This window comes from Streptomyces sp. Ag109_O5-10, from assembly GCF_900105755.1.
Taxonomy (GTDB): Bacteria; Actinomycetota; Actinomycetes; order Streptomycetales; family Streptomycetaceae; genus Streptomyces.
In genome coordinates, this window is sequence record NZ_FNTQ01000001.1 from 2,033,098 (window position 1) to 2,056,616 (window position 23,519).

Below are 23,519 nucleotides of genomic sequence, written 5' to 3' on the forward strand. Positions count from 1 at the left end.
GGGCGCGGAGCGTCGGGTCGGCGGGAGCGCGGAGCGTCGGGTCGGCGGGAGCGCGGAGCGTCGGGTCGGCGGGAGCGCGGAGCGTCGGGTCGGCGGGAGCGCGGAGCGTCGGGTCGGCGGGAGCGCGGAGCGTCGGGTCGGCGGGAGCGCGGAGCGTCGGGTCGGCGGGAGCATGGGCTGGGACCAGGTGGGTCGGGTCGCCGGGAGCGTCGGCCAGGGGACGGCTCAGCGGCGGCGTCGGAACGGCAGGCAGGGGTACCCCTCCTCGGGGAGAATCGGATGACGCTTTCCATCCTCCCCACCAGCCAGAATCAATGCCAACGAATGTTTTTGCTGAGCTCCAGCAATGAGAGTGATACTTATCGTGTGGAACTACGTCAGCTGGAGCACTTCGTCGCGGTCGCCGAGGAGCTGAGTTTCACGCGTGCCGCCCGGCGGCTGCACGTGGTGCAGTCAGGGGTGTCCGCCGCGATCCGCTCACTGGAGCGCGAGCTCGGCTGCACGCTGTTCGAGCGCACGTCGCAGCAGGTCCGGCTCACCGGGGCGGGCGCCGCGCTGCTGCCGGATGCCCGGGCCACCCTGAACGCCGCCCAGGCCGCCCAGGACGCCGTGCGCGCCGCACAGGACACGGTGCGCGGCACGGTGAACGTGGGCGCCATGGCCTCGGTCGAGGTGGTGGACCTGCCCGCGCTCCTCGGGCAGCTGCACGCGCGGCACCCGGCGATCGACGTCCGGCTGCGGCTGGCGACGGCCGGCTCGGCGGGACTGGCGCACGCGCTGCTCGGCGGGGACCTTGACGTGGCCTTCCTGTCGCTGCCCGAACGCAAGCCCGCCGGGATCGACGCGCGGGAGCTGGCCACCGTGCCGCTCGTCCTGGCGGTGAGCGCCGCCCACCCGCTCGCGCGACGGGGAAAGGTGGCACTCGCGGACCTCGCGGGAGAGCCCTTCGTGGACTTCCCGCCGGGCTACGGCAACCGCGAGGTGGTCGACCGGGCGTTCGCGGCGGCGGGCGTCGTACGCCGGGTGGCACTGGAAGTGCCCGACATCGACATGGGAGCGGCACTGGTGCGGCACGGTCTGGGCATCGCCTTCCTGCCCGCGTTCGCCGTGGCCCGCACCCCCGGACTGCACGTCCTGGACGTCCTGGACGTCCTGGACGTCGACGAGACCACGCTCCGCTGGAGCATGCATCTCGGTACGTCGTCGACCCGGCGGCCCAGCTCGGCTCTGCGGGCGCTGCTCGACCTGGTCGATCTCCACGTCATCGCCATGTGACGCCCGGGCCGCCCCCGGGCGTCATGCGTCGGCCGCAGGATCCACAGTCACCGGCCGGACTCGAGGGCCTGGGAGAAGTCCGTTCCGAGTTGCGACATCAGGTCGTTGAACTCCTTCTCGCTGATCGCCTCCCGGAGCACGGCCAGTACGGTCCGCACACCCCGGTCGGCTTCCTCCCGCTTGAGCATGGTGCGTTCGGCGACGCGCCGCACGCTGTCGTCGCGGTCGAAGCGCTCGATGCGGTCCGTGGTTCCCCGGCGCACCGCTTCCGCCAGGCCCTCGGGGAGCTCGATGATCAGGTCCCTGGCCTCCCCCGAACTCAGCCTGTGGGCCAGCGTCTCGAGCGTCGCCCAGGTCAGGTCCGCCGCCTCCTGCCGGCCCAGTCCGGTGCGCTCGGCGACGGTACGGACGAATTCGTGCTCATCCATGTGTGGTCCTCCTTCGCTGCTGTGGTGCGACGAACGGCGCGGACCCCCTGCAAGCCTGTCACACCGACCCGGGCCGCGCCCGCGCACGGACGCCGACGTAGCCGACACCGCTCCCAAGGGGTTCCGGCGAGGCGTCAGCCCGGCCCGCCCAGCACGATCCTCCACACTCGGGTCGCCACCTGGAGGTTCAGCCGGTCCTCGACGTTCGCGAGGTCGTTGCCACTGATGTCGCGGATGCGCTGGAGCCGGTAGCGCAGGGTGCTGCGGTGGATCGCGAGGGAGTCGGCGGTCTCGTCGTAGTTGCCGCCGCAGTCGAAGTACCGGGACAGGGTCTCCACCAGGGTCGCGTGGTGCCGGGAGTCGTAGTCGATGAGCTGCCCGAGCCACTCCTGTACGAATGTCTCCAGTTCCCGGTAATCGCTGCCGGGTTCCAGGATGCGGTAGAGGCCGAGCTCGTCGAAGAACGACGTGCCGTAGCGATCGCGGCAGTGGCGGCGCACCTCCAGGGCGCGCTGCGCCTCCTCGTAACGGCGGGGGATGTCGTTCACGGAGTCGCAGGGGGCGCTCACTCCGATCGTCCCGGACCGTGTCCCGGTCTCGCGGGCGAGCTCCTCGTACAACGCGCGGGTGTGCGGCCTGTCGTCGGTGATGAGGACGACGTGGTCGGCACGTCGGGTCAACAGCGAGCGCATGCCCACGGCAGCGGCCGCCCGGCTCACGGTCCGCGCGAAGAGATCGTCCGCAGTCCGGTTCGACCACCGCACAACGACGATGTAGTGGACGCGGTGCAGGTCGTGGCCGACGGCCTCGGACCGGGCGTAGGCACTCGACGCGTCCGTCCCCGACAGAAGGTCGTCGGCCAACTCGCGGTGCAGTCTCAGCTCCACTTCGGCCAGATCGCGCACGTGCGTCAGCTTCGCGGCGAGCGACGCGGCGGCGTGTTCCAGAGCGAGCACGGTGTGCTCGTCGGCCTCGTCCTGGGCATCGACCAGGGCCAGCACGCCCAGGATCTCGCCGTGCGGGCGGATCAGGGTGATCAGCCGGTCCTTTATCCGCACGGGCCCGGTCTGACAGGCGACGGCGTGCAGCATCTCGTCCCGGCGCACGGGGTTCGGTTCGGGATAGGGGGCGGGGCGGCTGGGGCCGGACCAGGACCTCAGCCGACCGAAGCGGTCCTCGACCAGCGCGGGAAGTCCGGTGAGCCTGTGCAGTGCCCGAGTGACGGAGTCCTCGCCGTCATCCGAGGCAGCGACGTCGGCCATGACAGCGTGAACGGCTCGCTCGTAGGCCAGCTCGGCCATCACGGAGATCAGCTGCTCCTGGAGGGCTGTGCGTTCCTCCCTCAGCCGGCACAGCTCCCGCGCGTCCTCGCTCTGGCGACGGTGCGCGCACACGGCGGACAGCGCGGCGGCGGTGTGCCGGACGAGCAGGGCGAGCAGGGCCAGCTCGGCCCCGGTGGGCCGGGAGCGGGACGTGACCACGAGGTAGCCGTGGAGTCCCGCAGGTCCGCGTAGCCCCAGGGCCCAGCCCCAGCGCCTGCCGGGGAAGGCCACGTCACCGTCCTGCCCGGCCAGCTCCCGCACCCTCCGGTCCACGGCCGAGGCATGCGTCTGCCCGTTCCTCGGACTGGGCACCAGGTCGCCGCCCACCTGGAGGTATCCGGCCTCGGCGCTGTACGGCCCCGCGGCGGCTATGTGGTCCATGGCCAGGCGCAGGATCTCGACTTCGTCCGGAGCGCCGAACAGGGCGCGGGAGAGCGCGACCAGATCGTGGAGGGCTGGGTCGGGCGGGGTGCGGGCGGGCGGATGGGGCTCTCCGCGCGCGGCCCTGGGGCGCCGTCCGACGCTGCCCCGTGGAAGGCTGCCCTTCCGGGGGGAGGGGCGGCGGTGCAGGCTGTGCGCCCGACTGCTGGCCATGGGGTCACTCCGTCCCTCGACGCCTGCAGAGAACCGAGCGGCATGTCGCGTACCCGCTCACGGTCCGGCCTACCCGAGATGCACGGATTCTTTCGAGACCAGGCCCGCCTCGTTCCGCAGCCGGCGGGCTCGCGTCGCCTTGGCCGGCCGAGGGGCAGCTCCACCCGGCAGGCGGCGCTGTTCCCGCGCACCAGGCGTCCAGGGGTCACTTTCGGTCCTCGTCACCCTCCTCGATAAAGGGACGCACCGCGTCCAGCAGGACCCTCAACGCACCGGTGAGCGCCCCGACCTCGGCGACGCGCCGGGCATACCGGTCCTGCGGGGACTGCGGCTCGGCCTGCTCTGCCTGCTCGGTGGCGTTCGCCAGAACACGTTCGGCGGCCTGAGCCGCGGCGCGCAAGGCGGCACGTTCGATATTGCCGGGCATGTGTTCTCCCCTGGATTCGGCCGCTGGGCACAGAATTTCCGAAATGACAGGATGTCCCGGCCGGCCGGACTTCTCCGGGAACGCCACGGATGCGCGAGCCGGTACGAAGTGCCCCGGGACGGCGTCGCACTCAGGCGCCGTGCGCGTCCCGGACGCCGAGTTCGTCGATGTGCTCCAGCAGGTCGAGGGGGTCGGCGTACACCCGGAACGCCTGGGCCCGCTCCAGTTCGTCCTGCCCGTAACCTCCGGACAGCAGCCCCACTCCGAGCGCCTCCGCCCGCCGTGCGGCCAGCAGATCCCACACACTGTCTCCGACGACGACACAGTCGCGGGCGGGGACTCCGAGCCGCGCCGCGCCCGCCAGGAACAGATCGGGGTCGGGTTTGGCGCGGCTGACGCCCTCGCGGGTGACCGTCGGCACCTCAGGCGGCACGGCGAGTTTCTCGAACATGGGTGTGGCGTCGTCCCTGTGGGCGCTGGTGGCGATCGTCCAGGGCACGCCGCGGTCCGTCAGCGTCCGGAGCAGTTCGGCGGCTCCTGGCAGCGGCCGGATGGCGTTCGTCCAGCCTTCGAAGTGGCGGTGGTGGGCGCCCTGCAGTTCATCGGCCTCCTTCGGCGTCAGCCGTACGCCGGTCTCGCGCATCACGGCCCGCACGAGCAGGCCACCGCTCATCCCGATCCTCCGGTGGACCCGCCAGACCGCCAGGCCGATGCCCATCTCGCTCAATGCCTGCTGCCAGGCGATGACGTGCTGGTAGACGCTGTCGACGAGGGTCCCGTCCAGGTCGAAGACGAACGCCGCAGGCCGGGTGGCCGTACCCTCGGACATCTCCCGCATCCTTCCTGTCAGCGTCAGCGTCAGCGCCGGTGCGGGCCGGCGGGTCACAGGCACCTAGGGCGGCCCTGCGCCCGGCAACTCCACGACCGTTCAAGGCGGTACGCAGGGGCCGGAACCCCCGGGCGAGCCCCTGGCGGCCTGTTCAGGTGCCTGCCGACCAGCGGGCCCGTAGCGGACCCGGTCTCCTCGGCGTTCAGTGGTCGGGCGATGTTCGGGGCCGGCGTCGGTGGGGGTGCGCTGCGGTCGACTCGACGGTCGGTGAACGACATGCTGTGCTCCGAGCGCGGGATCGGCATCGGTGCACGGTGACCAAATCACGCGGTCTCAATCGACCCAGCGGGCCGAGACACCGCAGCCGAGCCGACGGTTCTCGGGCTGCCGACCGGCCGCCGCCGCAGATCCGCTGCGCGGCGGTTCCTGGTCAGGCACAGAGTGACCGACCCACCGGAAGCTGCACGATCCGCACCCGCTGGACGTCAGGCAACGGGTCGGGGGGCCATGACGGTGAAACTGAACGCGATGGCGTTCGACCACGCCAAGGAACTGACCGAAGAGGGCCGCATCGTCCTGGGCGACCGGGACGAGTGGAGCGAGCACCGGCCATCTCCAGCGGACGAGCGTGCCTGCCTCGCTCGACGGCAGGCGGGCCGGGGACCGGTGACAGCGGCGGAAAACGCACAACCCCCACCCGCCCCCGGCGACGGCGTCGTCGACTGGCGCTAGGCGTCGTCGCCCCGCTCGCCCTCCGCCTGGGACGGCTCGCTCCGGGGGACGTCCGGGTGCTGTTCCGTTGCGGCACGCTCACTCGGCTCGTCCCGCTCGCCCTCGGCCTGCGAGGGTGTGCGCGAGTACCACGCGTCGTAATCAGGGGACCGGGATTTCATGACGGGCCTCCTTCCGTCGCGGCGCTCACCTCCATCCTCCCCCTCTCAGGCCGTGATGCGGCGTCCGCGGCCGCACCGTTCGAACAGAAATCCAAGCGCCTGGATGCGGGGAATCACCCGCACCCGGAGGAGCGCGGAGTGCGGCGTCAGCCGCCGGCCACGGCGCGCACCGCCTCCTCGACCGGGGTGGACCCGCTGATCAGCTCGAGGATGCGCCCGGCGGTCCTGGGCTCGTGGAGCAGGGCGGCGAGTACCGCAGCCACGTCATCGCGGGGCACCTGGCCGCGGTCCGTGTGCTCGGCGAGCCGGACGCGGCCGCTACCGGGGGCGTCGGTCAGCATCCCCGGGCGCAGAATCGTCCAGTCGAGTCCCGGGCGCGAGGCGATGTCGGCGTCCGCCTCGCCCTTGGCCTTCAGGTAGGCGGCGAACACCGGGTCCGTGCCGGGCGGCGGCGGGCTGTCCACGCCCATCGCGGAGATCACCAGGAAGCGGCGCACCCCGGCGCGCTCGGCCGCGTCGGCGAGGAGGATGGCCGCGTTCCGGTCCACCGTCTGCTTGCGAGCCGCGCCGCTGCCCGGTCCGGCGCCCGCGGCGAACAGTGCCGCGTCGGCGCCGCGGAGGTGGCCGGTCACCTCGTCCACCGAGGCCTGCTCCAGATCGCACACCACCGGTTCCGCGCCGTCCGCCCGCAGGTCGTCGGCGTGTGCCGGGTTGCGGATCAGCCCTGTGACGTTGTCGCCGCGCGCCGAGAGCAGCCGGGTCAGCCGGCGCGCGATCTTTCCGTGTCCACCTGCGATCACCGTGTGCATGGGATCATTCTTGCCACACGCCACCGCTCACGCCGGGCTGCGGGACTGCCGCGGCAGTCGTGTCCCGCGGTTGCCGTGACGTCGGCGCACTCGCGCACGGCGCCGGCGCGCGAGACCACCGGGCCGGAGCGGCGCGGCGACCGGCCCGGTCACGGGGGCCGGTCGCCGGTTTCCGCGGTCGCGCCTCGGCGCGGTGTCGTCGAGGCGCGGTGGTGTCCAGGATGCCGCCCCGCCTCCTGAGCGCCGAAGCGGGGAGAGAGAGCCCCTCGCGGTCGGCCGTGCCGGCAACCCGGTGTTCTCCGGGCCCCCAAGAAGCACGTCCCAGAGGCAGCCCGCCGGGAGCAAGGGGCTTCGTCCCGCCTCCTGTCCTCGCAGACCGACCGCGGGTGCCACATTTCGACCCGCCGGGAGCAGGCGGGGTGACCGGGCGAACAGCCACTCTGGGGCTGTCGGGACCGCTCGGCGGTCCGTCGGCGGAAGGAGTGCCCATGACCGAGCCGGCCCGCAGGGCCGTTGCCTCCTACTCCACGTACCAGGAAGCCGAACGCGCCGTGGATCGCCTCGTCGACCAGGGCTTTCCCGTCCAGAAGATCGCGATCATCGGTCGGGACATGCGCCTGGTCGAACAAGTGATCGGTCGAATGGGGTACGGCGACGCCGCCTTCCACGGCGCAGCCGCCGGAGCGCTGCCCGGCGTACTCATCGGCTGGATCTTCGGGTTGCTGAACTGGCTGAACCCGGTCGTCTCCGGTCTGCTCCTCGCCCTGTACGGGCTGATCTTCGGAGCGGTCGTCGGTGCGCTGCTCGGCGTGCTGCTGTACGCGGCGCAGGGCGGCCACCGGGACTTCGCGTCGGTCCGCTCGATCGAGCCCAGCCGGTACGACGTCGTGGCGGACGAGGACGTGGCCGATGAGGCCGCCCGGCTGGTCGCCGGGCTGAACAGCTGGGCCGGCACGAACACGGCGAGCGCCTCCTCCAGGGGCCCGCGCAACGGGCCCGCCCCCAGCTGAACGAGTTTCGAAGCCGGGCGGACACAGGGCCCGGAGGAAGAACGGTCGCCGACGGACGTCGACCGCCGCGGAAGGAGTTCCTCATGGCCAAGGCAGTGGGCATCGACCTGGGCACCACCAACTCGGTGATCGCCGTGTGGGAGGGCGGCGAGCCGTCCGTCGTGCCCAACAGCGAGGGCAACCGCACGACACCGTCCGTGGTGGCCTTCACCGACACCGGGGAACGTCTGGTGGGCCAGCTGGCCCGGCGCCAGGCGATCCTCAACCCCAAGGGCACCATCTACTCGGCCAAGAGGTTCATCGGCCGGCACTTCGACGAGGTCTCCGACGAGGCCAGGGCGGTGGCGTACGACGTCGTCGAGGGCGAGGGCGGGGCGGCCCGCTTCAAGGTGCGCGACAAGCTGTACGCACCTGAGGAGATCAGCGCTCTGGTGCTGCGCAAACTCGCCGACGACGCGTCCAAGCAGCTGGGCGAACGGGTCACGGAGGCGGTCATCACGGTGCCCGCCTACTTCAACGACGCCCAGCGCACCGCCACCAAGGACGCCGGACGGATCGCCGGACTGGAGGTGCTGCGGATCATCAACGAGCCGACCGCGGCCGCCCTCGCGTACGGCATGGACAAGAAGGAGCACGAGACCGTCCTCGTCTTCGACCTGGGCGGCGGCACCTTCGACGTGAGCATCCTCGACGTCGGCGACGGCGTGGTGGAGGTGCGCTCCACCGCCGGCGACAGCCACCTGGGCGGCGACGACTTCGACCGGCGTCTGGTGGACTACCTCGCGGACGACTTCCAGAAGGACAACGGCATCGACCTGCGCAAGGACCCGCAGGCGCTGCAACGACTGTTCGAGGCGGCGGAGAAGGCCAAGACCGAGCTCAGTTCGGTGACGCAGACTCAGGTCAGCCTGCCGTTCATCACCGCCGACGCCTCGGGCCCCAAGCACCTCACCGACTCGATCATGCGGTCCACGTTCGAGCAGATCACCGGCGACCTGGTGGAGCGCTGCCTCGGACCGGTGGAGCAGGCGATGGCCGACGCGAAGGTCGGCGAAAACGACATCGACGAGGTCATCCTCGTCGGCGGTTCCACCCGCATCCCCGCCGTCCAGGCTCTGGTCCGCCGGCTGACCGGCGGCAAGGAACCCAACATGAGCGTCAACCCCGACGAGGTCGTGGCCCTGGGCGCCGCGATCCAGGCCGGGGTGCTCAAGGGCGAGGTCAAGGACGTCCTGCTGCTCGACGTCACACCTCTGTCGCTGGGCGTGGAGACGCGAGGCGGAGTGATGACGAAGATCGTCGAGCGGAACACCACCATCCCGGTGCGCCGCAGCGAGACCTTCTCCACCGCCGAGGACAACCAGCCGGCCGTCGACGTGGTGGTCCTCCAGGGCGAGCGCGAGCGCGCCGCCGACAACCGGGCGCTGGGCCGGTTCCAGCTCACCGACATCCGGCAGGCGCCGCGGGGCGAACCACAGGTCGAGGTCACCTTCGACATCGACGCCAACGGCATCCTCGACGTCAAGGCCCGCGACCGGGACACCGGCAAGGAACAGGGCATCACCATCAGCGAGAGCTCCAACCTGGACCGCAGCGAGGTCGAACGCATGGTCCAGGAGGCCGAGCGCAACCAGGGCCAGGACCAGGCACTCCGCGAGGCCGTCGACGCCCGCAACGAACTCGACGCCGTCGCGTACCAGGTCGAGAAGCGTCTCGCCGAACTGGGCGACGCGGCGCCCGCGCACGAGAAGGCACGCGCCGAGATGCTCGTGGCCGACGCCCGGGCGGCGGTCAAGGACGAGGCGGGCGTGGAGCGCGTGCGGCCTCTGACCTCCGAACTCCAGCAGGTGCTCGCCGGGCTGGCATCCCATCAGGGCGCCTCCGCCACGGGCGGCGGTCCCGGCCAGGACACCGACACCGGTGGTCCCACGACCGACGGTCGCGGTGCCGATGATGTCATCGACGCCGAGTTCGACAAGGGCTGAGGCGCGCCATGCCCGCCCACCCTCAGGAACCCGGCCGGGCCGCGTCGGATCCGGACGTGCGGGTCCCGGAAAGCGCCGGACCTCCTCCTCGCGAGGATCTGCCCCGACCGGGCCCGCCCCGGCCCGAAGCGGCGAACGGTGAACCGGGACCCGATGCCGCCGGCCCCACGCCTGCCGAGGACGAGTACACGACCGCGATCCGGGAACTGGAGGACCGCTGGCGGCGCGCACTCGCCGACCTCGACAACCTTCGCAAGCGTCACGCCAGGGAACTGGAGCGCGAACGGGCGGTCGAGCGGTCCCGCACGGCGGCCGCCTTCCTGCCCGTCCTCGACAACCTCGAACTCGCCCTGACCCACGCCGGCGCCGATCCGGGCGCGATCGTGGAGGGCATCCGAGCCGTACGCGACCAAGCGGTGAACGTCCTCGAACTGCTCGGCTACCCGCGGCACGCGGAGACCGGCGTCCCCTTCGACCCGGCCCGGCACGAGGTGGTCGGCGTCGTCCAGGACCCCGACGCCCCACCGGGCACCGTCGTCGAGGTGCTGCGCCCCGGCTACGGTGACGGCGAACGGCAGCTCAGGCCCGCCGCCGTGACGGTCGCGAAGCGGGAGTGACCGGTCATGGCACGGGACTTCTACGAGGTGCTGGGCGTGTCGCGGACCGCGAGCCAGGACGAGATCCAGCAGGCATACCGGAAACTCGCCCGCAAGTACCACCCCGACGTCAACAAGGACCCCGCGGCGGAGGAACGCTTCAAGGACCTCAACGAGGCATACAGCGTCCTGTCCGATCCCAAGACCCGAGCCCGCTACGACCGCTTCGGCGAGGACTTCCGCAAGATCCCCGAGGACTTCGACGAGCGGGTCGCGGCCGGAGCGGGCGGCGGCTTCCGCGGTCGGACCGCGGGCGGTGGCGGTCCTCGCGTCCGGTACGCCACCGGCTTCGGGGACGGCTTCGGCGCGGAGGGCATCGACATCGAGGACCTGCTCGGCTCCATGTTCGGAGGCGGCGTCGGCCGAGGCGGCGTCCCCGGAGCGGACCAGGAGGCCGAACTGCCGCTCACCGTCGAGGAGGCGTACCGAGGCGGCCGTCGCACCGTCACCCTCGCCGGCCCCACCGGGCAGCCGCGGCGGTACGAGGTCGACGTGCCGCCGGGCGTCACCGACGGGCAGCGCATCCGGCTGGCGGGCGAGGGTGGCCGGGGCAGCGGTGACGCCGCCGCGGGCGACCTGTACCTGCGGGTACGTATCCAGCCCCACCCCCAGTTCCGGCTGGACGGCCGTGACGTGCACGTCCAGGTCCCGGTCGCCCCGTGGGAGGCGGCCCTGGGCGCGACCGTGCCGGTGCCGACGCCCGGCGGCGGCACGGCCAAGGTCACGGTGCCCGCGGGCTCGTCCAGCGGCCGGCGGCTGCGGCTGCGCGGCGAGGGCATGCCGAACCCGCGCGGCGCGAACGGCGACCTGTACGCCGAACTCCGCGTCATGGTGCCTCCCGTCCTCAGCGACCGGGAGCGCGAACTGTTCGAGGAGCTCGCCGCCACTTCCTCGTTCGACCCCAGGAGGACGCGATGAACGACCGACCCGCAGGAGCGGGAGGCATCGGCCGGAGCGCCGTGGGCGCCCGTCCGGTCCGAACGGGCGTCGACATCACCGCCTCGACGGCTGTCCGGTACGCGCTCGTGCCCGTCCCCAGGCTCTCCCTGGCCGCCGTGGCCCTTCGCTCGGGCCTCCACCCCGATCTGATCCGCCGGTTCGTCGCCCTCGGGCTGGTCGACGCCGAACGCGACCCCGCGGGGCGGCTGGTGTTCGCCCCCTCGGCCCCGGCGGTTCTCGCCCGTATCCAGCGGCTGCGCGCCGGCCTCTGCCTCAACTACGCATCCATCGGCCTGGTGCTCGACCTGCTCGACCGCATCAGCCTGCTCGAAGCCGCCCTGCGCGGCCGCGGCACGAGGAGTGAAACACCCCCATGGACATGAACCGTCTCACCCAGAAGTCGCAGGAAGCCCTCCAGGAGGCCCAGAGCGCGGCCATCGGCATGGGGCACACCGAGGTCGACGGGGAACACCTGCTGCTCGCGCTCATCGATCAGGAGGACGGCCTGATCCCACGGTTGCTGCAACAGGCCGGCACCGAGCCGAAGGAGCTGCGCGCGGCCGTGCGCGAGGAGCTGTCCCGTCGCCCGAAGGTCACCGGCCCCGGCGCGGCACCCGGCCAGGTCTTCGTCACCCAGCGCCTGTCCCGCCTGTTCGATGCCGCCGAGCGGGAGGCCAAACGCCTCAAGGACGAGTACGTGTCCGTGGAGCACCTCCTGCTCGCCCTGGCCGAGGAGGGCTCGGCGACCGCCGCCGGACGCCTGCTCAAGGAGCACGGCGTGACCCGGGATTCGTTCCTGAGCGTCCTCACCCAGGTCCGCGGCAACCAGCGCGTCACCTCCGCCAACCCCGAAGTCGCCTATGAGGCTCTGGAGAAGTACGGCCGCGACCTGGTCCTGGAGGCCCGGTCCGGGCGGCTGGACCCGGTCATCGGCCGTGATGCGGAGATCCGCCGGGTGACCCAGATCCTCAGCCGCAAGACCAAGAACAACCCCGTTCTCATCGGCGACCCCGGCGTCGGCAAGACCGCCATCGTCGAGGGCCTGGCCCAGCGCATCGTGCGCGGCGACGTCCCCGAGGGCCTGCGCGACAAGACGGTGTTCGCCCTCGACATGGGCTCCCTGGTCGCCGGCGCCAAGTACCGCGGCGAGTTCGAGGAACGCCTCAAGGCCGTGCTGGCCGAGGTGAAGGCCGCCCAGGGGCGCATCCTGCTCTTCGTCGACGAACTCCACACCGTCGTCGGCGCGGGCGCCGCCGAAGGCGCCATGGACGCGGGCAACATGCTCAAGCCGATGCTCGCCCGCGGCGAACTCCACATGATCGGCGCCACCACCCTCGACGAGTACCGCAAGCACATCGAGAAGGACGCCGCCCTCGAACGCCGCTTCCAGCAGGTCCTGGTCGACGAGCCGAGCGTGGAGGACACCATCTCCATCCTGCGCGGCCTGCGCGAACGCCTGGAGGTCTTCCACGGCGTGAAGATCCAGGACACCGCGCTGGTCTCCGCGGCCACCCTCAGCCACCGCTACATCACCGACCGGTTCCTGCCCGACAAGGCCATCGACCTCGTCGACGAGGCGTGCGCCCGGCTGCGTACCGAGATCGACTCGATGCCCGCCGAACTCGACGAGATCACCCGTCGCGTCACCCGCCTGGAGATCGAGGAGGCGGCCCTGTCCAAGGAGACCGACGCCGCCAGCAAGACCCGCCTGGAGGAACTGCGCAGGGAACTGGCCGACCTGCGCGGCGAGGCCGACGCCAAACGCGCCCAGTGGGAGGCCGAACGGCAGGCCATCCGCCGCGTGCAGGAGCTGCGCCAGGAACTGGAGCAGGTCCGCCACGAGGCGGAGGAGGCAGAACGCGCCTACGACCTCAACCGCGCCGCCGAACTCCGCTACGGCCGCCTCCAGGACCTGGAGCGCCGGCTGGCGGCCGAGGAGGAGCAACTGGCCGCCAAGCAGGGGCAGAACCGGCTGCTGCGCGAGGTCGTCACCGAGGAGGAGATCGCCGAGATCGTCGCCGCCTGGACCGGCATCCCCGTCGCCCGTCTCCAGGAGGGCGAACGCGAGAAGCTGCTGCGACTCGACGAGATCCTGCGCGAGCGCGTCATCGGCCAGGACGAGGCCGTCAAACTCGTCGCCGACGCCATCATCCGCGCCCGCTCCGGCATCCGCGACCCGCGCCGCCCCATCGGCTCGTTCATCTTCCTCGGCCCCACCGGCGTCGGGAAGACCGAGCTGGCCAAGACCCTCGCGGCGGCCCTGTTCGACTCCGAGGACAACATGGTCCGCCTCGACATGAGCGAGTACCAGGAACGGCACACCGTCAGCCGGCTCATGGGCGCACCGCCCGGATACATCGGCTACGAGGAAGGCGGCCAGCTCACCGAGGCCGTACGCCGCAAGCCGTACTCGGTCGTGCTGTTCGACGAGATCGAGAAGGCGCACACCGACGTCTTCAACACCCTGCTGCAGGTCCTCGACGACGGCCGCATCACCGACTCCCAGGGCCGCACCGTCGACTTCCGCAACACCGTGATCATCATGACGTCCAACATCGGCTCCGAGCACCTCCTCGACGGCGCCACCGCCGAGGGCGAGATCAAGCCGGACGCCCGCGCCCTGGTGATGGGCGAGCTGCGCGGACACTTCCGCCCGGAGTTCCTCAACCGCGTCGACGACATCGTGCTGTTCAAGCCGCTGGGCGAGCGGCAGATCGAGCGGATCGTGGAGCTGCAGTTCGACGAACTGCGCCGCCGCCTCGCCGAACGCCGCATCACCGTCGAACTCACCGAAGCAGCCCGTAAGGTGATCGCGCACCAGGGCTACGACCCGGTGTACGGGGCCCGGCCGCTGCGCCGCTACATCTCCCACGAGGTCGAGACGATGGTCGGACGCGCCCTGCTGCGCGGTGACGTCCAGGACGGCGCGACGGTCCGCGTCGACGCCGAACACGGAGAGCTGGTCGTCACCTACGACCAGCCCGAGGACGTGAAGGGAGCGCGGGCGGCATGAGCACGATGCAGGCGACGACCGTCAGATGTCCGCACTGCGGGCGCACCAACCGGGTGCCCGTGGCCGCGGAGGGCCGCCCCAAGTGCGGCCACTGCAAGCAGCCCCTACCGTGGATGGTGGACGCGGGCGACGACGACTTCACCGAGGTCGCCGAGCGGGCCGACGTCCCCGTCGTGGTCGACCTGTGGGCCACCTGGTGCGGCCCCTGCCGCATGGTCAGCCCCGCGCTGGAGAAGGTCGCCACCGACCTCGCGGGCCGCATCAAACTCGTCAAGGTCGACGTCGACAAGAACCCGCGCCTGTCGCAGCGTTTCGAGGTCCAGGCCGTACCGACACTGGTGATCCTCGACAAGGGCGCGACGGTCGCCCGGCAGGCGGGGGCGGCGCCCGCCCCCGTTCTGCGCCAGTGGGTGGAACAGTCGATCACCGCCCGGAAAGAGTGATCCGGATGACCCTGCACGCAGATCCCCACCTCGCGCTTGTCCGGCCGGTCCAGCCGCTGACCCCCGAAGGGTGTCAGGAGTGTCTGATGCTCGGCTCCCCATGGGTCCACCTGAGGCTCTGCCTGACCTGCGGACACGTCGGCTGCTGCGACTCCTCGCCGAACAAGCACGCGCGCAAGCACGCGGCTGTCGTCGCGCATCCGATCGTGCAGTCGTTCCAGCCCGGCGAGGACTGGCGCTGGTGCTACGTTCACGAGGCGTTCGTCTGATGTCCGGCGACCAGGCGCTGCCGGGCGCGGAACCGGCGCCGCAGGAAACGGGCAAGGCCGCCTTCTGGGAGACCCCGGACATCTACGGCGCGTACCCGCGCCTCACGGAGGACCAGATCGCACGTCTGGAGGAGCACGGGCAACGCCGGAGCATGGCGCCGGACGACGTGCTGATCCGGGAGGGGGAGCGCTGCGAGACGTTCTTCGTCGTCCTCAGCGGTTCCGTCGCCGTCATCGAGGACTACGGCACTCCCGAGGAGCACCTGCTGCGCGTGCACGGCCCCGGGCGCTTCATCGGCGAACTCGGCCTGCTGTACGGACAGGTGGCCTTCTACACCGCTGTCGCCAAGGAGCCCGGCGAGGTCCTCGTCGTTCCCCTGGACCAGTTGCGCCACCTGGTGTCCCAGGACTCCAGCATCGGAGACGTCGTGCTGCGCGCCTGTCTGGGCCGTCGCGCGCTCCTCGTCGGACAGGGCGCCGGCTTCCGCATCGTCGGCTCGCGCTACTCGCCCGACACCAGGCGGCTGCGCGAGTTCGCCGTCCGCAACCGGCTGCCGCACCGGTGGATCGACCTGGAGACCGACGAGGAGGCCGAGGAACTGCTGCGCCGCTTCGGCGTCGGCCCGGCGGAGACACCGCTCGTCATCTGGCGGGACACCACCCTGTTGCGCAATCCCAGCAACGCGGAACTGGCCCGGCTCATCGGCCTGCCGTCCCTGCCCGCCGGAAACCGTCACCGCGACGTCCTCATCGTAGGCTCCGGACCGGGCGGCCTCGCTGCCGCGGTGTACGCCGCCTCCGAGGGCCTGAGCACCACGGTGGTGGAGGCGATGGCCACCGGCGGCCAGGCCGGCACGTCGTCCCGCATCGAGAATCTGCTCGGCTTCCCGTCCGGCATCTCGGGCGCCGAGCTCACCGAACGCGCCGTGCTCCAGGCCGACAAGTTCGGCGCCGGGATCAGCCTTCCGCTGGAGGCGACCGGTCTCCATGCCAAGGACGACGACCACTACGTCGTGACGTTCGCCGACGGCAGCGAGATCGCCGCCCGCGCCGTCGTCCTGGCCACGGGTGCCCGCTACCGCAGGCTCCAGGTGCCCGGCATCGAACGCCTGGAGGGAACGAGCGTGCACTACTCGGCGACCGTCTACGAGGCCCAGCAGTGCCGCAGCGACCCGGTGGCCGTCGTCGGCGGAGGCAACTCGGCGGGCCAGGCGGTGCTGTTCCTCGCCGGGTACGCGCCGAAGGTGTACCTGCTGGTCCGAGGAGACAGCCTTGAGGCCAGCATGTCGCGCTACCTGATCGACCAGGTCGAGCGCCATCCGCGGGTGGAGGTCATGCTGCACACCGAGGTCACCGAGGTCATCGGCGAGGAAGAGCTGGAGGAACTCGACGTGGTCGACAACCGCACGGGTGAGCACCGCCGGCTCGCGGCACGGAGCCTGTTCGTCTTCACCGGCGCGGACCCCCACACCGAGTGGCTCGCCGGCGTCGTCGCCCTCGACTCCCGCGGCTTCGTCCTCACCGGGCCGGAGGCCCAGGAAGCCTGTGCCTCCCCCGAGGTGTGGCAGGACCGCGGACGCCCGTGCATGACCCTGGAGGCCAGCCTCCCCGGGGTCTTCGCGGTAGGGGACGTCCGCAGCGGTTCGGTGAAGCGAGTGGCCTCCGCGGCCGGTGAGGGCGCGATGGCCATCCACTTCGTGCACCGGCACCTGGGACACTCGGCCGCACCCGGCACCACGGGCACGCCGGCTGTCGCGGGCCACTCGGACGTCTCCCCACGCATACGTCACAAGGAGTCCGCGTGGCTCGCATGACGCATGGCGCCCCTGTCCGGCGCCACCCGGTGGGGGCGGCCGGCGTCGTTCTCCGCGGCTGACGCGCCCTCAGCTTCCGGCGGGAATGCGGGCGGAAGTGATCGTCATCGGGGTGCCGGTGACGGCGATGAGGGAGCTGCCCGGCCCGTGGCCGCGGGGCATCTCGCCGAAGCCGCCCTCGGGTTCCACCCGGTAGTCGGCGGAGGCGTGCGGGCCCAGTACGGCCGGTCCCGAGACGATCGTCCACCAGTCGGAGGCGCCCTGGCCGGTGCGGCTCGCGAAGTGCGGCTGAAGTGACGTACCGGTGGTGTTGACGGCCCGGACGTCGATGGCGGTGACCTCGACGTGTGCGCCACGTTCCGCGAAGTGCGGCGCGAGGCTCATGCGCAGCGGCGGCGGGCTCGCGGCGGCGATCGCGACGCACGCGAGGGCGGGGGCGAGCAGGCCGGCCGCGACGACGGCCTTGGCGCGGCGGCGGATGAGGCGGGGCAGGCGTGGCTGCCAGGCGGTGGCGAACGCGGCGGCCGGGACGGTGGCGGCGGCCGCCAGCCACAGCGGGGTCATCATCAGGAAGTAGCCGTCCTGGGAGCGGGTGGCGAGGTAGAACGCGAGCCACGGCAGGACGGTGAGGGCCGGGCCCAGCCGGCGGACGAACAGGAGGGTGGCCGCGAGGAGGCCGAGCAGGAGCAGTTGGCTGCCGTAGGAGTAGTAGTCGAGGCGGCTGCTGCCGTCGGTGAAGTAGTAGGAGATGCCCATCACGCCCTGGCCGTGCAGGATCGCCTTCTGCTCCAGTGGCAGCAGGATTCCGTTCAGCCAGGCCGGAAAGTCCTGGACGGCGAAGTACGCGTTGGCCGCGGACCAGGCGAGGGCGGCGGTGGCCGTGTAGCGGGCGGTGACGACGAGGGCGCGCCGGGGGCCGAGTTCACCGCGCCGGACGGCGTAGAGGCCGATCAGGAGGAACGGGGCGAGGAACCAGGCGAGTTGCTGGGCGGCGCAGGCGGCCCCCAGGCAGGCGGCGCGCAGGACGCCCCCTGGTCCGAGGAGGCCGCGCTCGCCCGTGCGGGGCCAGCGGACCACGACGGGGACGAGCAGGGCGAGGGCCGTGACGGCCGGGTAGCCGGCGTAGGCGTAGTGGGGCAGGAGGCCGAAGCCGAGGCAGACGGCCGTGCCGGCGGAGCGCCAGGGCGCCGGCAGCAGGAACCACAGCAGGACCGAGGAGGCCAGCAGCGCGGCGGTGGGGACCACGGTCGCGGCTGCCGTCGAGTGGAGGACGGCGTACACCGGTGCGGCCAGCAGGGCGGTCAGCGGAGGGTAGCCGTACGTGTAGTCGGCGCCGCCGGACATGGTCTTGGTGATCCCGACCCCGTGTGTGCCGAACAACCAGGGCCACGATCGGCCGTAGACCGGACGGCCGTGCAGGATCTGGTCCGCGGCCTGGGAGGTCAGCGCGGCTTCGTCCGCGCCCGCGTGGTCGAGCAGGTAGCCGCAGATCACCAGTGCGACGGCGGTGACCAGTACCGCCGCGTCGACCCTGATCAGGCCCCGTCGGCTCGGTACGAGGAGGGCGAGGACGGCACAGACGAGGATCGAGGCGTAGCAGACGGAGATGACGGCGGCCACCGGTGGACGCGAGGCCATCGCGGTCGTCCAGGCGGCGCGTGTGCCGATGAACAGGCTGATCGCGGCCAGCAGGGTCATGCCCCGGTGCCACTGCTGGGGTGCGGCGTCCGGGAGGCCGAGGGCCGGGGCCCGGGCAGCGGGCGGTGCCGCCAGGTGCGCCGCGGTACGAGGACGGATCTCGACGCCCGTTCCGCCCCTATGGGTGTCCGTCAAGATCTGTCTCCTCTGCCTCGTCCCCGCCGGGCGGCGACCGCAGGGGTTGGGCCGGCCGGTTCCGCCGGGCCGGAGGCTCGTCCGACCGCCCCGGCACGGAGGTCACGCTCCCGTCGTTCAGGGCAGGGACGCAGGGGCGCCCCGTCTCGATCATCTCCAGTTCACCTGGCGTCTACAAGGACGTAGTCGGTAAGCGGTTCGCGTGAAACCACCCACCGGTAAGACACCCGTCTCTTACCGCCGCCGGGCGGACAGCAGGGTCAGCCGTGCAGCCCCGGGAGCCGGTGCGGACGGGCGATCCGGCCGTCGGCGCGACGGCCCGGCGCTGCGCCCCGCCCGGTTCCGAAGTCCCTCTGCGGGCCGAGGAGTTCGACCGATTCGGGGCCAGGCGGAGTACGCGGAGTACCCGGGTACGACGACCACCTCGCCGGCTCACAGGGCCGAGCGGCGGGCCAGCAGCGCAAGGACCAGGAGTCCGGGGGCCAATGGCAGCCACCCGGTCAGCAGGCGGTAGCCGAGGACCGCCGTCACCGCCGCCGCGCCCGGCGCGCCCGCCGCCGTGAGCGTGAGGGCGAGCGCGGCGTCCAGAGACCCCAGCCCGCCCGGCGTCGGCAGCAGCGCTGCCGCACCACTGGCGACCAGGTAGGCCATGACCACGCGGTTTGCGGGGAGACCGAGGCCGATCGCGTGGGTCACGGCGAGGACCACAGCGGCATGCAGCAGAGCGAACGCGACCGACCCGCCCCACAGCGCACAGGCCCGCGCTCGGCACCGGTGCACGTCCCGCACGTCGGCGAAGGACCGGGCCACCAGTCGTCTGAGGCGGCCGCTGACCGCAACCGCCAGGACGACGGCCGCGGCCGCCACCGGGAGCAGGACCAGGAGATGTGGGACCCCCCGCGCGGAGCCAGGGACCGTGCCGGGCGAGGCGACCAGCAGGGCCACCCCCAGCACACACCGCACCGATCCGCCGACGGCCGCCTTCACCGCCAGCGCGGTCGCCGAGCGCCGGGTGGACAGCCCGCACCGCCTCAGGAACCGCAGGTTGACCACCGTCGCTCCGGCCCCCGCCGGAAGCAGGTGGTTGGCGGCGCCGGCCGCGAACTGCGCCGCCACCAGCCGCCCCCTGGGCAGCCGTTCGAGCACCGCCCCCTGCTGTGCGACGGCTGCGCACACCCAGGTGCCCATCGCGGCGAGGCAGGCGAGCACCAGCCACTCCCGGTCGGCGGCGGCCAGCCGGTCGGTGCCGCTGTCCAGCGCGGCCCGGTGCGCGGCGAGCACCCAGCCGGCGGCGGCGAGCGCGAGCAGGGTGATGCCCAGCTGGACGTACGGGCGCCTGCCCACAGTGATCGGCAGGCTCTCGGCAGCGGTCACCTCGGTCCCCCTGCCTGCCGTGCACCGGGCGCCACGTACGCCCGAAGACCGCCGGCCTGTTCCGCGGGCCAGGTGCGCGCGTAGGCGGGCGGGCGGCCCTCCGGTGGAGCGAGGACGGCGAAGGACGTGCGGTGAGCGGCGCGGCCCAGTTCGGCCACGGTGGTGCTGGCGTCGTGTCCCGCCGTCTGGGCGGAGCCGCAGCCGGAGTAGAACGCGATCGGCACGGCGTCGTACCCGCTGAGCAGGCAGGGCTGCCGTACACCGAGCGTGCGGAGGGCGGCGGCGGTGCGGGACCACTCGGCGCGGGAGGCCGCGGAGCTGTCGACCGTGTGCTCCAGGACGACGTACTGCACGGCCAGGTGACCGGCCACACCGATCGCCACCAGTCCGACGGCGACGGTGCGAGCCGTCCGGCCGGCCGGGGCGGTGACCAGGTGGGCGAGGCCGTGGGCGACGGGCAGGGCGAGCAGGGCGTAGGCGGGCAGCAGGAAGCGGGGGGCCGCGTAGCCGATGAGGAACAGGTAGGGGACGGCAGCCGTGACCGCGCACGCCAGTGGCAGCAGCACGGGCAGCGCGCGCCGGGCGCGCACGGCGGCCACCGCTCCCAGCACGGCGAGGAGCGGCAGCACGAACCACCACAACGTCACCACGGGGCCGGGGGCCGCTCCGGTGCAGGGCCGGCACAGCGTACGTCCGCCGAGACTGCGCAGTTGGTCGGCCACCGCGAGGTGCCAGCCGAGTCCGCCCTGGATGGCGGAGGCGGCGGACAGGCGCTGGGCGAGGCCGCCGTAGCTCGTGTACGCCTCGATCACCCACTCGCCTGCACCGGCCGCCAGGCCCATGCCGAGCACGACGAGCAGCCGCGGCCGACGCACGGAGAGCACGAGCAGGGGCAGTACGACGTAGACCGCGTCCATCGGGCGCATCCACGCCATCAGTGCCGCGCCCGCGAACACCCCCCACCAGGCCGCCCGGTCGCGGGCGTTCGCGCGGGCCCGCAGGAAGCAGCCGACGCAGGCCAGGGCGCCGATGGCGACCCAGTAGTTGGGCATGGCCTCGGAACCGTAGAACAGCGTCACCCACAGCGAGGCGAACAGGGCGCCGGCCAGGGCCAGGACGCCGGGCCCGAGGTGGCCTCGCCAGACGCGCAGGGCGAGGTAGAGGACGAGGCCGGACAGGACGGCCAGGTAGATCCGGAGCAGGACGGTGGAGTCGGACCACGACGCGACCGGCGCGACGAGGAGTGAGATGCCGCGGGAGCGGGGCGCGCTGAAGTAGGCGGCGGGAACGTGACCGCTGACCTGGCTGACGTAGACGGTCTCGTCCCAGCCGAGACCGAAGTCCGGCCGTACGAGGACGATCTGGGCGAGCGTGAAGGCGGCAGCCACGGCCCCGAGCCGGGGCTCGCCCCGGGGGCGGCGGGTCCGGACGCCCCGCGCGGGGAGGCCGAGGCGGGGGACGCCGCTCGTCGTGGCGTTCGGGCCCTCGGTCATCGTGTGCCTCTCGTCGTCGCACTCCGTCGAACCGGCCGCGGGGCCGGCTCCTCCTCCAACGCGCGGGAGGGCATCCCACCCTACGGTCTGTAGGGTGAGAGGGAGGTGAGAAGACGGCCGTTCCGCTCGGCCCGCCCCGTTCCCGTCAGCCGGCACCGGGGCGGGCGATTCCCTGGTCGTAGGCGAAGATCACGGCCTGGACGCGGTCGCGGGCGCCGATCTTGGCCAGGACCCGGCCCACGTGCGTCTTCACCGTGGACTCGGCCACGACGAAGCGAGCGGCGATCTCACCGTTGGTCCAGCCCTTGCCGATGGCGACGAGGATCTCACGCTCGCGTTCGGTGAGGGAGGCCAGGCGCGGGTCCTCGCCCGCGTCGCCCCTGTCGGCCGGCACGTGCCGGGCGTACTCGTCCAGGATGCGGCGGGTGAGCGCCGGCGCGATCACCGCGTCACCTCCGGCGACCGCTCGGATCCCGGCGAGGAGCTCGTCGGGGCGTGCGTCCTTGAGGAGGAAACCGCTGGCGCCGGCCCGCAGGGCGGCATGCACGTACTCGTCGATGTCGAAGGTGGTCAGCACCAGGACCCGGGACCGCCCCCCGGCCCCGGCGATCCGGCGGGTCGCCTCGATGCCGTCCATGCCGGGCATCCGTACGTCCATCAGCACGACGTCGGGACGGAGTTCGGCGGTCCTGCGGACGGCCTCGGCGCCGTTCGCGGCCTCGCCGACCACCTCCGTCTCGGGCATGGAGTCGAGCAGCACCCGAAAGCCGTAGCGCTGCAGCTGCTGGTCGTCGACGACGAGCACCGTGGTCACCGGGCGCCTCCCTGCGGTGTCAGGTCGAGGACGGCCTGCACGGCCCAGCCCCCGTCGGCCGCGGGTCCGGCGCTCACGGTCCCTCCGTACAGCGCCGCTCGTTCGCGCATGCCCACCAGTCCGTGTCCTTCCTCGTTCCGTGGGCCGGCCGGTCCGGCCGGGCCGTTGTCCCGGATCCGGATGACGAGCCGCTCGTCCCCGACGACGACCGTCAGGTTCACCTGGGTGCCGGCACCGGCGTGCTTCAGGGTGTTGGTCAGGGCTTCCTGGACGATGCGGTAGACCGTCAGCTGCATCCCGCGGTCCAGGGCGTCCACCTCGCCGACGGTGCGGTAGACGATCTCAAGCCCTGCGGTGCGTACGCCGTCGCACAGCGTCTCGATGTCCGCGAGGCCCGGCTGAGGGCTGAGTTCGGGCGCCCGGCGGACACCGTCCGACGCCTCGCGCAGGACGCCGAGCACCCGGCGCAGCTCGCCGAGGGCGGTGCGGCCGGTGTCGCCGATGAGCTGGAGGGCCTCCTTGCCGCGTTCGGGAGCGGTGTCGGTGGCGTACGCGCCGGCGTCGGCGAGGGTGATGATGACGGACAGGTTGTGGCCGACGATGTCGTGCATCTCACGCGCCACCCGGGCGCGTTCCGTCGCCGTCGCGAGTCTGATGCGCTGGTCGCGTTCCGTCTCCAGCCGCGCCGCCCGCTCCCGCAGCCCCGCGAGCTGGGCCCGCCGGGTCCGCACCATCAGGCCGACGGCCAGGGCCGCGGTCGCCGTGCTCAGCAGGAAGAACAGGGCGTCCCAGACGGACACGGCCGGCGAGACCCGGACCGCGACCAGCACCATCCCCGCGGCCATGACCGCGCAGGCCCACGGCAGCCTGCGCAGCTGCCCGTGCAGGGCCAGGCTGTACAGGGCGACGAAGAGGGCGACGTCCGCGCGCAGCACGGCATCCAGCGACCACTGCAGGACGAAGACCGCGGCGATGGCGCCGAAGGCCGCCAGGGGCCGGCGCCGCCGCCACAGCAACGGCAGCACCAGACCGGCCTGCAGGGCCAGCACGGCCGCCAGGGGGAGCTGGGTGAAGGCGAACCGGAACCTGTGCCGGTCATCCCCGTCCCCGTCCACCGCGCCGCCGTGGTGCAGCAGGTCCGGCAGACAGAACATCAGCAGGACCAGCACCACCACCGCGGTGTCCAGCACCCACGGGCGGGCCCGGTCCGCCTGGCGGAGCCGCTGGCCGGCCCGGGCGAACCGGGCGACCAGCGGTCCCATCCCGCTGACGTCGTCAGTGATCACGCTGGTGGTCAAG

General features: G+C 72.4%; 22 protein-coding genes. 11 read left to right on the plus strand and 11 right to left on the minus strand.

The genetic code is table 11. From position 1 onward, the window contains the following. The first annotated feature begins 366 nt into the window (after positions 1 to 366). Positions 367 to 1,275, plus strand: coding sequence for a LysR family transcriptional regulator (locus BLW82_RS09360; protein ID WP_093498346.1), 909 nt, complete (start codon positions 367 to 369; stop codon positions 1,273 to 1,275). 47 nt (positions 1,276 to 1,322) lie between these two features. Here BLW82_RS09360 and BLW82_RS09365 read toward each other — a convergent pair whose 3' ends face one another. From BLW82_RS09365 to BLW82_RS09380, 4 genes are all read right to left on the minus strand, one after another. Beyond that, the gene (locus BLW82_RS09365) at positions 1,323 to 1,703 is read right to left on the minus strand and encodes a DUF2267 domain-containing protein (protein WP_093498347.1); all 381 of its coding nucleotides are present in this window, start codon (positions 1,701 to 1,703) and stop codon (positions 1,323 to 1,325) included. Between the two features lie 134 nt (positions 1,704 to 1,837). Further along, positions 1,838 to 3,619: a PucR family transcriptional regulator gene (locus BLW82_RS09370; RefSeq protein ID WP_093498348.1), complete on the minus strand. Its 1,782-nt coding sequence runs from the start codon at positions 3,617 to 3,619 to the stop codon at positions 1,838 to 1,840. A 205-nt stretch (positions 3,620 to 3,824) separates the two neighbouring features. Next, positions 3,825 to 4,046 carry a hypothetical protein gene (locus tag BLW82_RS09375; RefSeq protein WP_093498349.1) on the minus strand — a complete coding sequence of 74 codons (222 nt, stop codon included), beginning with the start codon at positions 4,044 to 4,046 and terminating at the stop codon, positions 3,825 to 3,827. 130 nt (positions 4,047 to 4,176) lie between these two features. After that, a complete protein-coding gene (locus BLW82_RS09380) occupies positions 4,177 to 4,875 on the minus strand; it encodes an HAD family hydrolase (RefSeq protein ID WP_093507954.1) in 699 nt (232 codons plus the stop codon). A 507-nt stretch (positions 4,876 to 5,382) separates the two neighbouring features. Between BLW82_RS09380 and BLW82_RS09385 the strand changes: the two genes are divergently transcribed. Next, entirely contained in the window at positions 5,383 to 5,607 is a 225-nt protein-coding gene (locus BLW82_RS09385; RefSeq protein WP_093498350.1) for a hypothetical protein, read from the plus strand. Here the strand turns inward: BLW82_RS09385 and BLW82_RS44350 are convergent. Continuing rightward, the gene (locus tag BLW82_RS44350) at positions 5,604 to 5,768 is read right to left on the minus strand and encodes a hypothetical protein (RefSeq protein WP_177232893.1); all 165 of its coding nucleotides are present in this window, start codon (positions 5,766 to 5,768) and stop codon (positions 5,604 to 5,606) included. The two genes, BLW82_RS09385 and BLW82_RS44350, sit on opposite strands and share 4 nt — an antisense overlap. A gap of 146 nt (positions 5,769 to 5,914) precedes the next feature. Continuing rightward, on the minus strand, positions 5,915 to 6,577 hold the full coding sequence (locus BLW82_RS09390; RefSeq protein WP_093498351.1) for an SDR family oxidoreductase: 663 nt from the start codon (positions 6,575 to 6,577) through the stop codon (positions 5,915 to 5,917). A 488-nt stretch (positions 6,578 to 7,065) separates the two neighbouring features. Between BLW82_RS09390 and BLW82_RS09395 the strand changes: the two genes are divergently transcribed. The 9 genes from BLW82_RS09395 to BLW82_RS09435 all read left to right on the plus strand — a co-directional run bounded on the left by BLW82_RS09395 (position 7,066) and on the right by BLW82_RS09435 (position 16,706). Beyond that, a complete protein-coding gene (locus BLW82_RS09395) occupies positions 7,066 to 7,587 on the plus strand; it encodes a YflT domain-containing protein (RefSeq protein ID WP_177232894.1) in 522 nt (173 codons plus the stop codon). Between the two features lie 83 nt (positions 7,588 to 7,670). Further along, positions 7,671 to 9,572 (plus strand): molecular chaperone DnaK, encoded by a 1,902-nt coding sequence (dnaK, locus tag BLW82_RS09400; RefSeq protein WP_093498352.1) that lies wholly within the window; start codon positions 7,671 to 7,673, stop codon positions 9,570 to 9,572. Positions 9,573 to 9,580: 8 nt separating this feature from the next. Next, positions 9,581 to 10,189, plus strand: coding sequence for a nucleotide exchange factor GrpE (grpE, locus tag BLW82_RS09405; protein ID WP_093498353.1), 609 nt, complete (start codon positions 9,581 to 9,583; stop codon positions 10,187 to 10,189). Positions 10,190 to 10,195: 6 nt separating this feature from the next. Then, positions 10,196 to 11,146: a DnaJ C-terminal domain-containing protein gene (locus BLW82_RS09410; RefSeq protein ID WP_093498354.1), complete on the plus strand. Its 951-nt coding sequence runs from the start codon at positions 10,196 to 10,198 to the stop codon at positions 11,144 to 11,146. After that, positions 11,143 to 11,550: a chaperone modulator CbpM gene (locus BLW82_RS09415; protein WP_093498355.1), complete on the plus strand. Its 408-nt coding sequence runs from the start codon at positions 11,143 to 11,145 to the stop codon at positions 11,548 to 11,550. The genes BLW82_RS09410 and BLW82_RS09415 overlap by 4 nt, the downstream gene beginning before the upstream one ends. Then, on the plus strand, positions 11,541 to 14,180 hold the full coding sequence (clpB, locus tag BLW82_RS09420; protein WP_093498356.1) for an ATP-dependent chaperone ClpB: 2,640 nt from the start codon (positions 11,541 to 11,543) through the stop codon (positions 14,178 to 14,180). Before BLW82_RS09415 ends, clpB begins: the two co-directional genes overlap by 10 nt. Continuing rightward, the gene (trxA, locus tag BLW82_RS09425; RefSeq protein WP_093498357.1) at positions 14,177 to 14,623 is read left to right on the plus strand and encodes a thioredoxin; all 447 of its coding nucleotides are present in this window, start codon (positions 14,177 to 14,179) and stop codon (positions 14,621 to 14,623) included. Before clpB ends, trxA begins: the two co-directional genes overlap by 4 nt. A 5-nt stretch (positions 14,624 to 14,628) precedes the next feature. After that, the gene (locus BLW82_RS09430) at positions 14,629 to 14,892 is read left to right on the plus strand and encodes a UBP-type zinc finger domain-containing protein (RefSeq protein ID WP_093507956.1); all 264 of its coding nucleotides are present in this window, start codon (positions 14,629 to 14,631) and stop codon (positions 14,890 to 14,892) included. Then, complete coding sequence (locus tag BLW82_RS09435; RefSeq protein WP_093498358.1) at positions 14,892 to 16,706, plus strand: FAD-dependent oxidoreductase; 1,815 nt, start codon at positions 14,892 to 14,894, stop codon at positions 16,704 to 16,706. The genes BLW82_RS09430 and BLW82_RS09435 overlap by 1 nt, the downstream gene beginning before the upstream one ends. A 69-nt stretch (positions 16,707 to 16,775) precedes the next feature. Here the strand turns inward: BLW82_RS09435 and BLW82_RS09440 are convergent, their stop codons facing one another. The 5 genes from BLW82_RS09440 to BLW82_RS09460 form a co-directional block, all read right to left on the minus strand. Beyond that, on the minus strand, positions 16,776 to 18,539 hold the full coding sequence (locus BLW82_RS09440; protein ID WP_371131318.1) for a hypothetical protein: 1,764 nt from the start codon (positions 18,537 to 18,539) through the stop codon (positions 16,776 to 16,778). Between the two features lie 432 nt (positions 18,540 to 18,971). Continuing rightward, complete coding sequence (locus BLW82_RS09445) at positions 18,972 to 19,913, minus strand: lysylphosphatidylglycerol synthase domain-containing protein (protein WP_093498359.1); 942 nt, start codon at positions 19,911 to 19,913, stop codon at positions 18,972 to 18,974. Next, on the minus strand, positions 19,910 to 21,406 hold the full coding sequence (locus BLW82_RS09450; protein WP_093498360.1) for a hypothetical protein: 1,497 nt from the start codon (positions 21,404 to 21,406) through the stop codon (positions 19,910 to 19,912). The genes BLW82_RS09445 and BLW82_RS09450 overlap by 4 nt, the downstream gene beginning before the upstream one ends. Before the next feature lie 145 nt (positions 21,407 to 21,551). Further along, the gene (locus tag BLW82_RS09455; protein WP_093498361.1) at positions 21,552 to 22,220 is read right to left on the minus strand and encodes a response regulator; all 669 of its coding nucleotides are present in this window, start codon (positions 22,218 to 22,220) and stop codon (positions 21,552 to 21,554) included. Beyond that, positions 22,217 to 23,482 carry a sensor histidine kinase gene (locus BLW82_RS09460; protein WP_093507958.1) on the minus strand — a complete coding sequence of 422 codons (1,266 nt, stop codon included), beginning with the start codon at positions 23,480 to 23,482 and terminating at the stop codon, positions 22,217 to 22,219. Before BLW82_RS09460 ends, BLW82_RS09455 begins: the two co-directional genes overlap by 4 nt. Between the last annotated feature and the right edge of the window lie 37 nt (positions 23,483 to 23,519).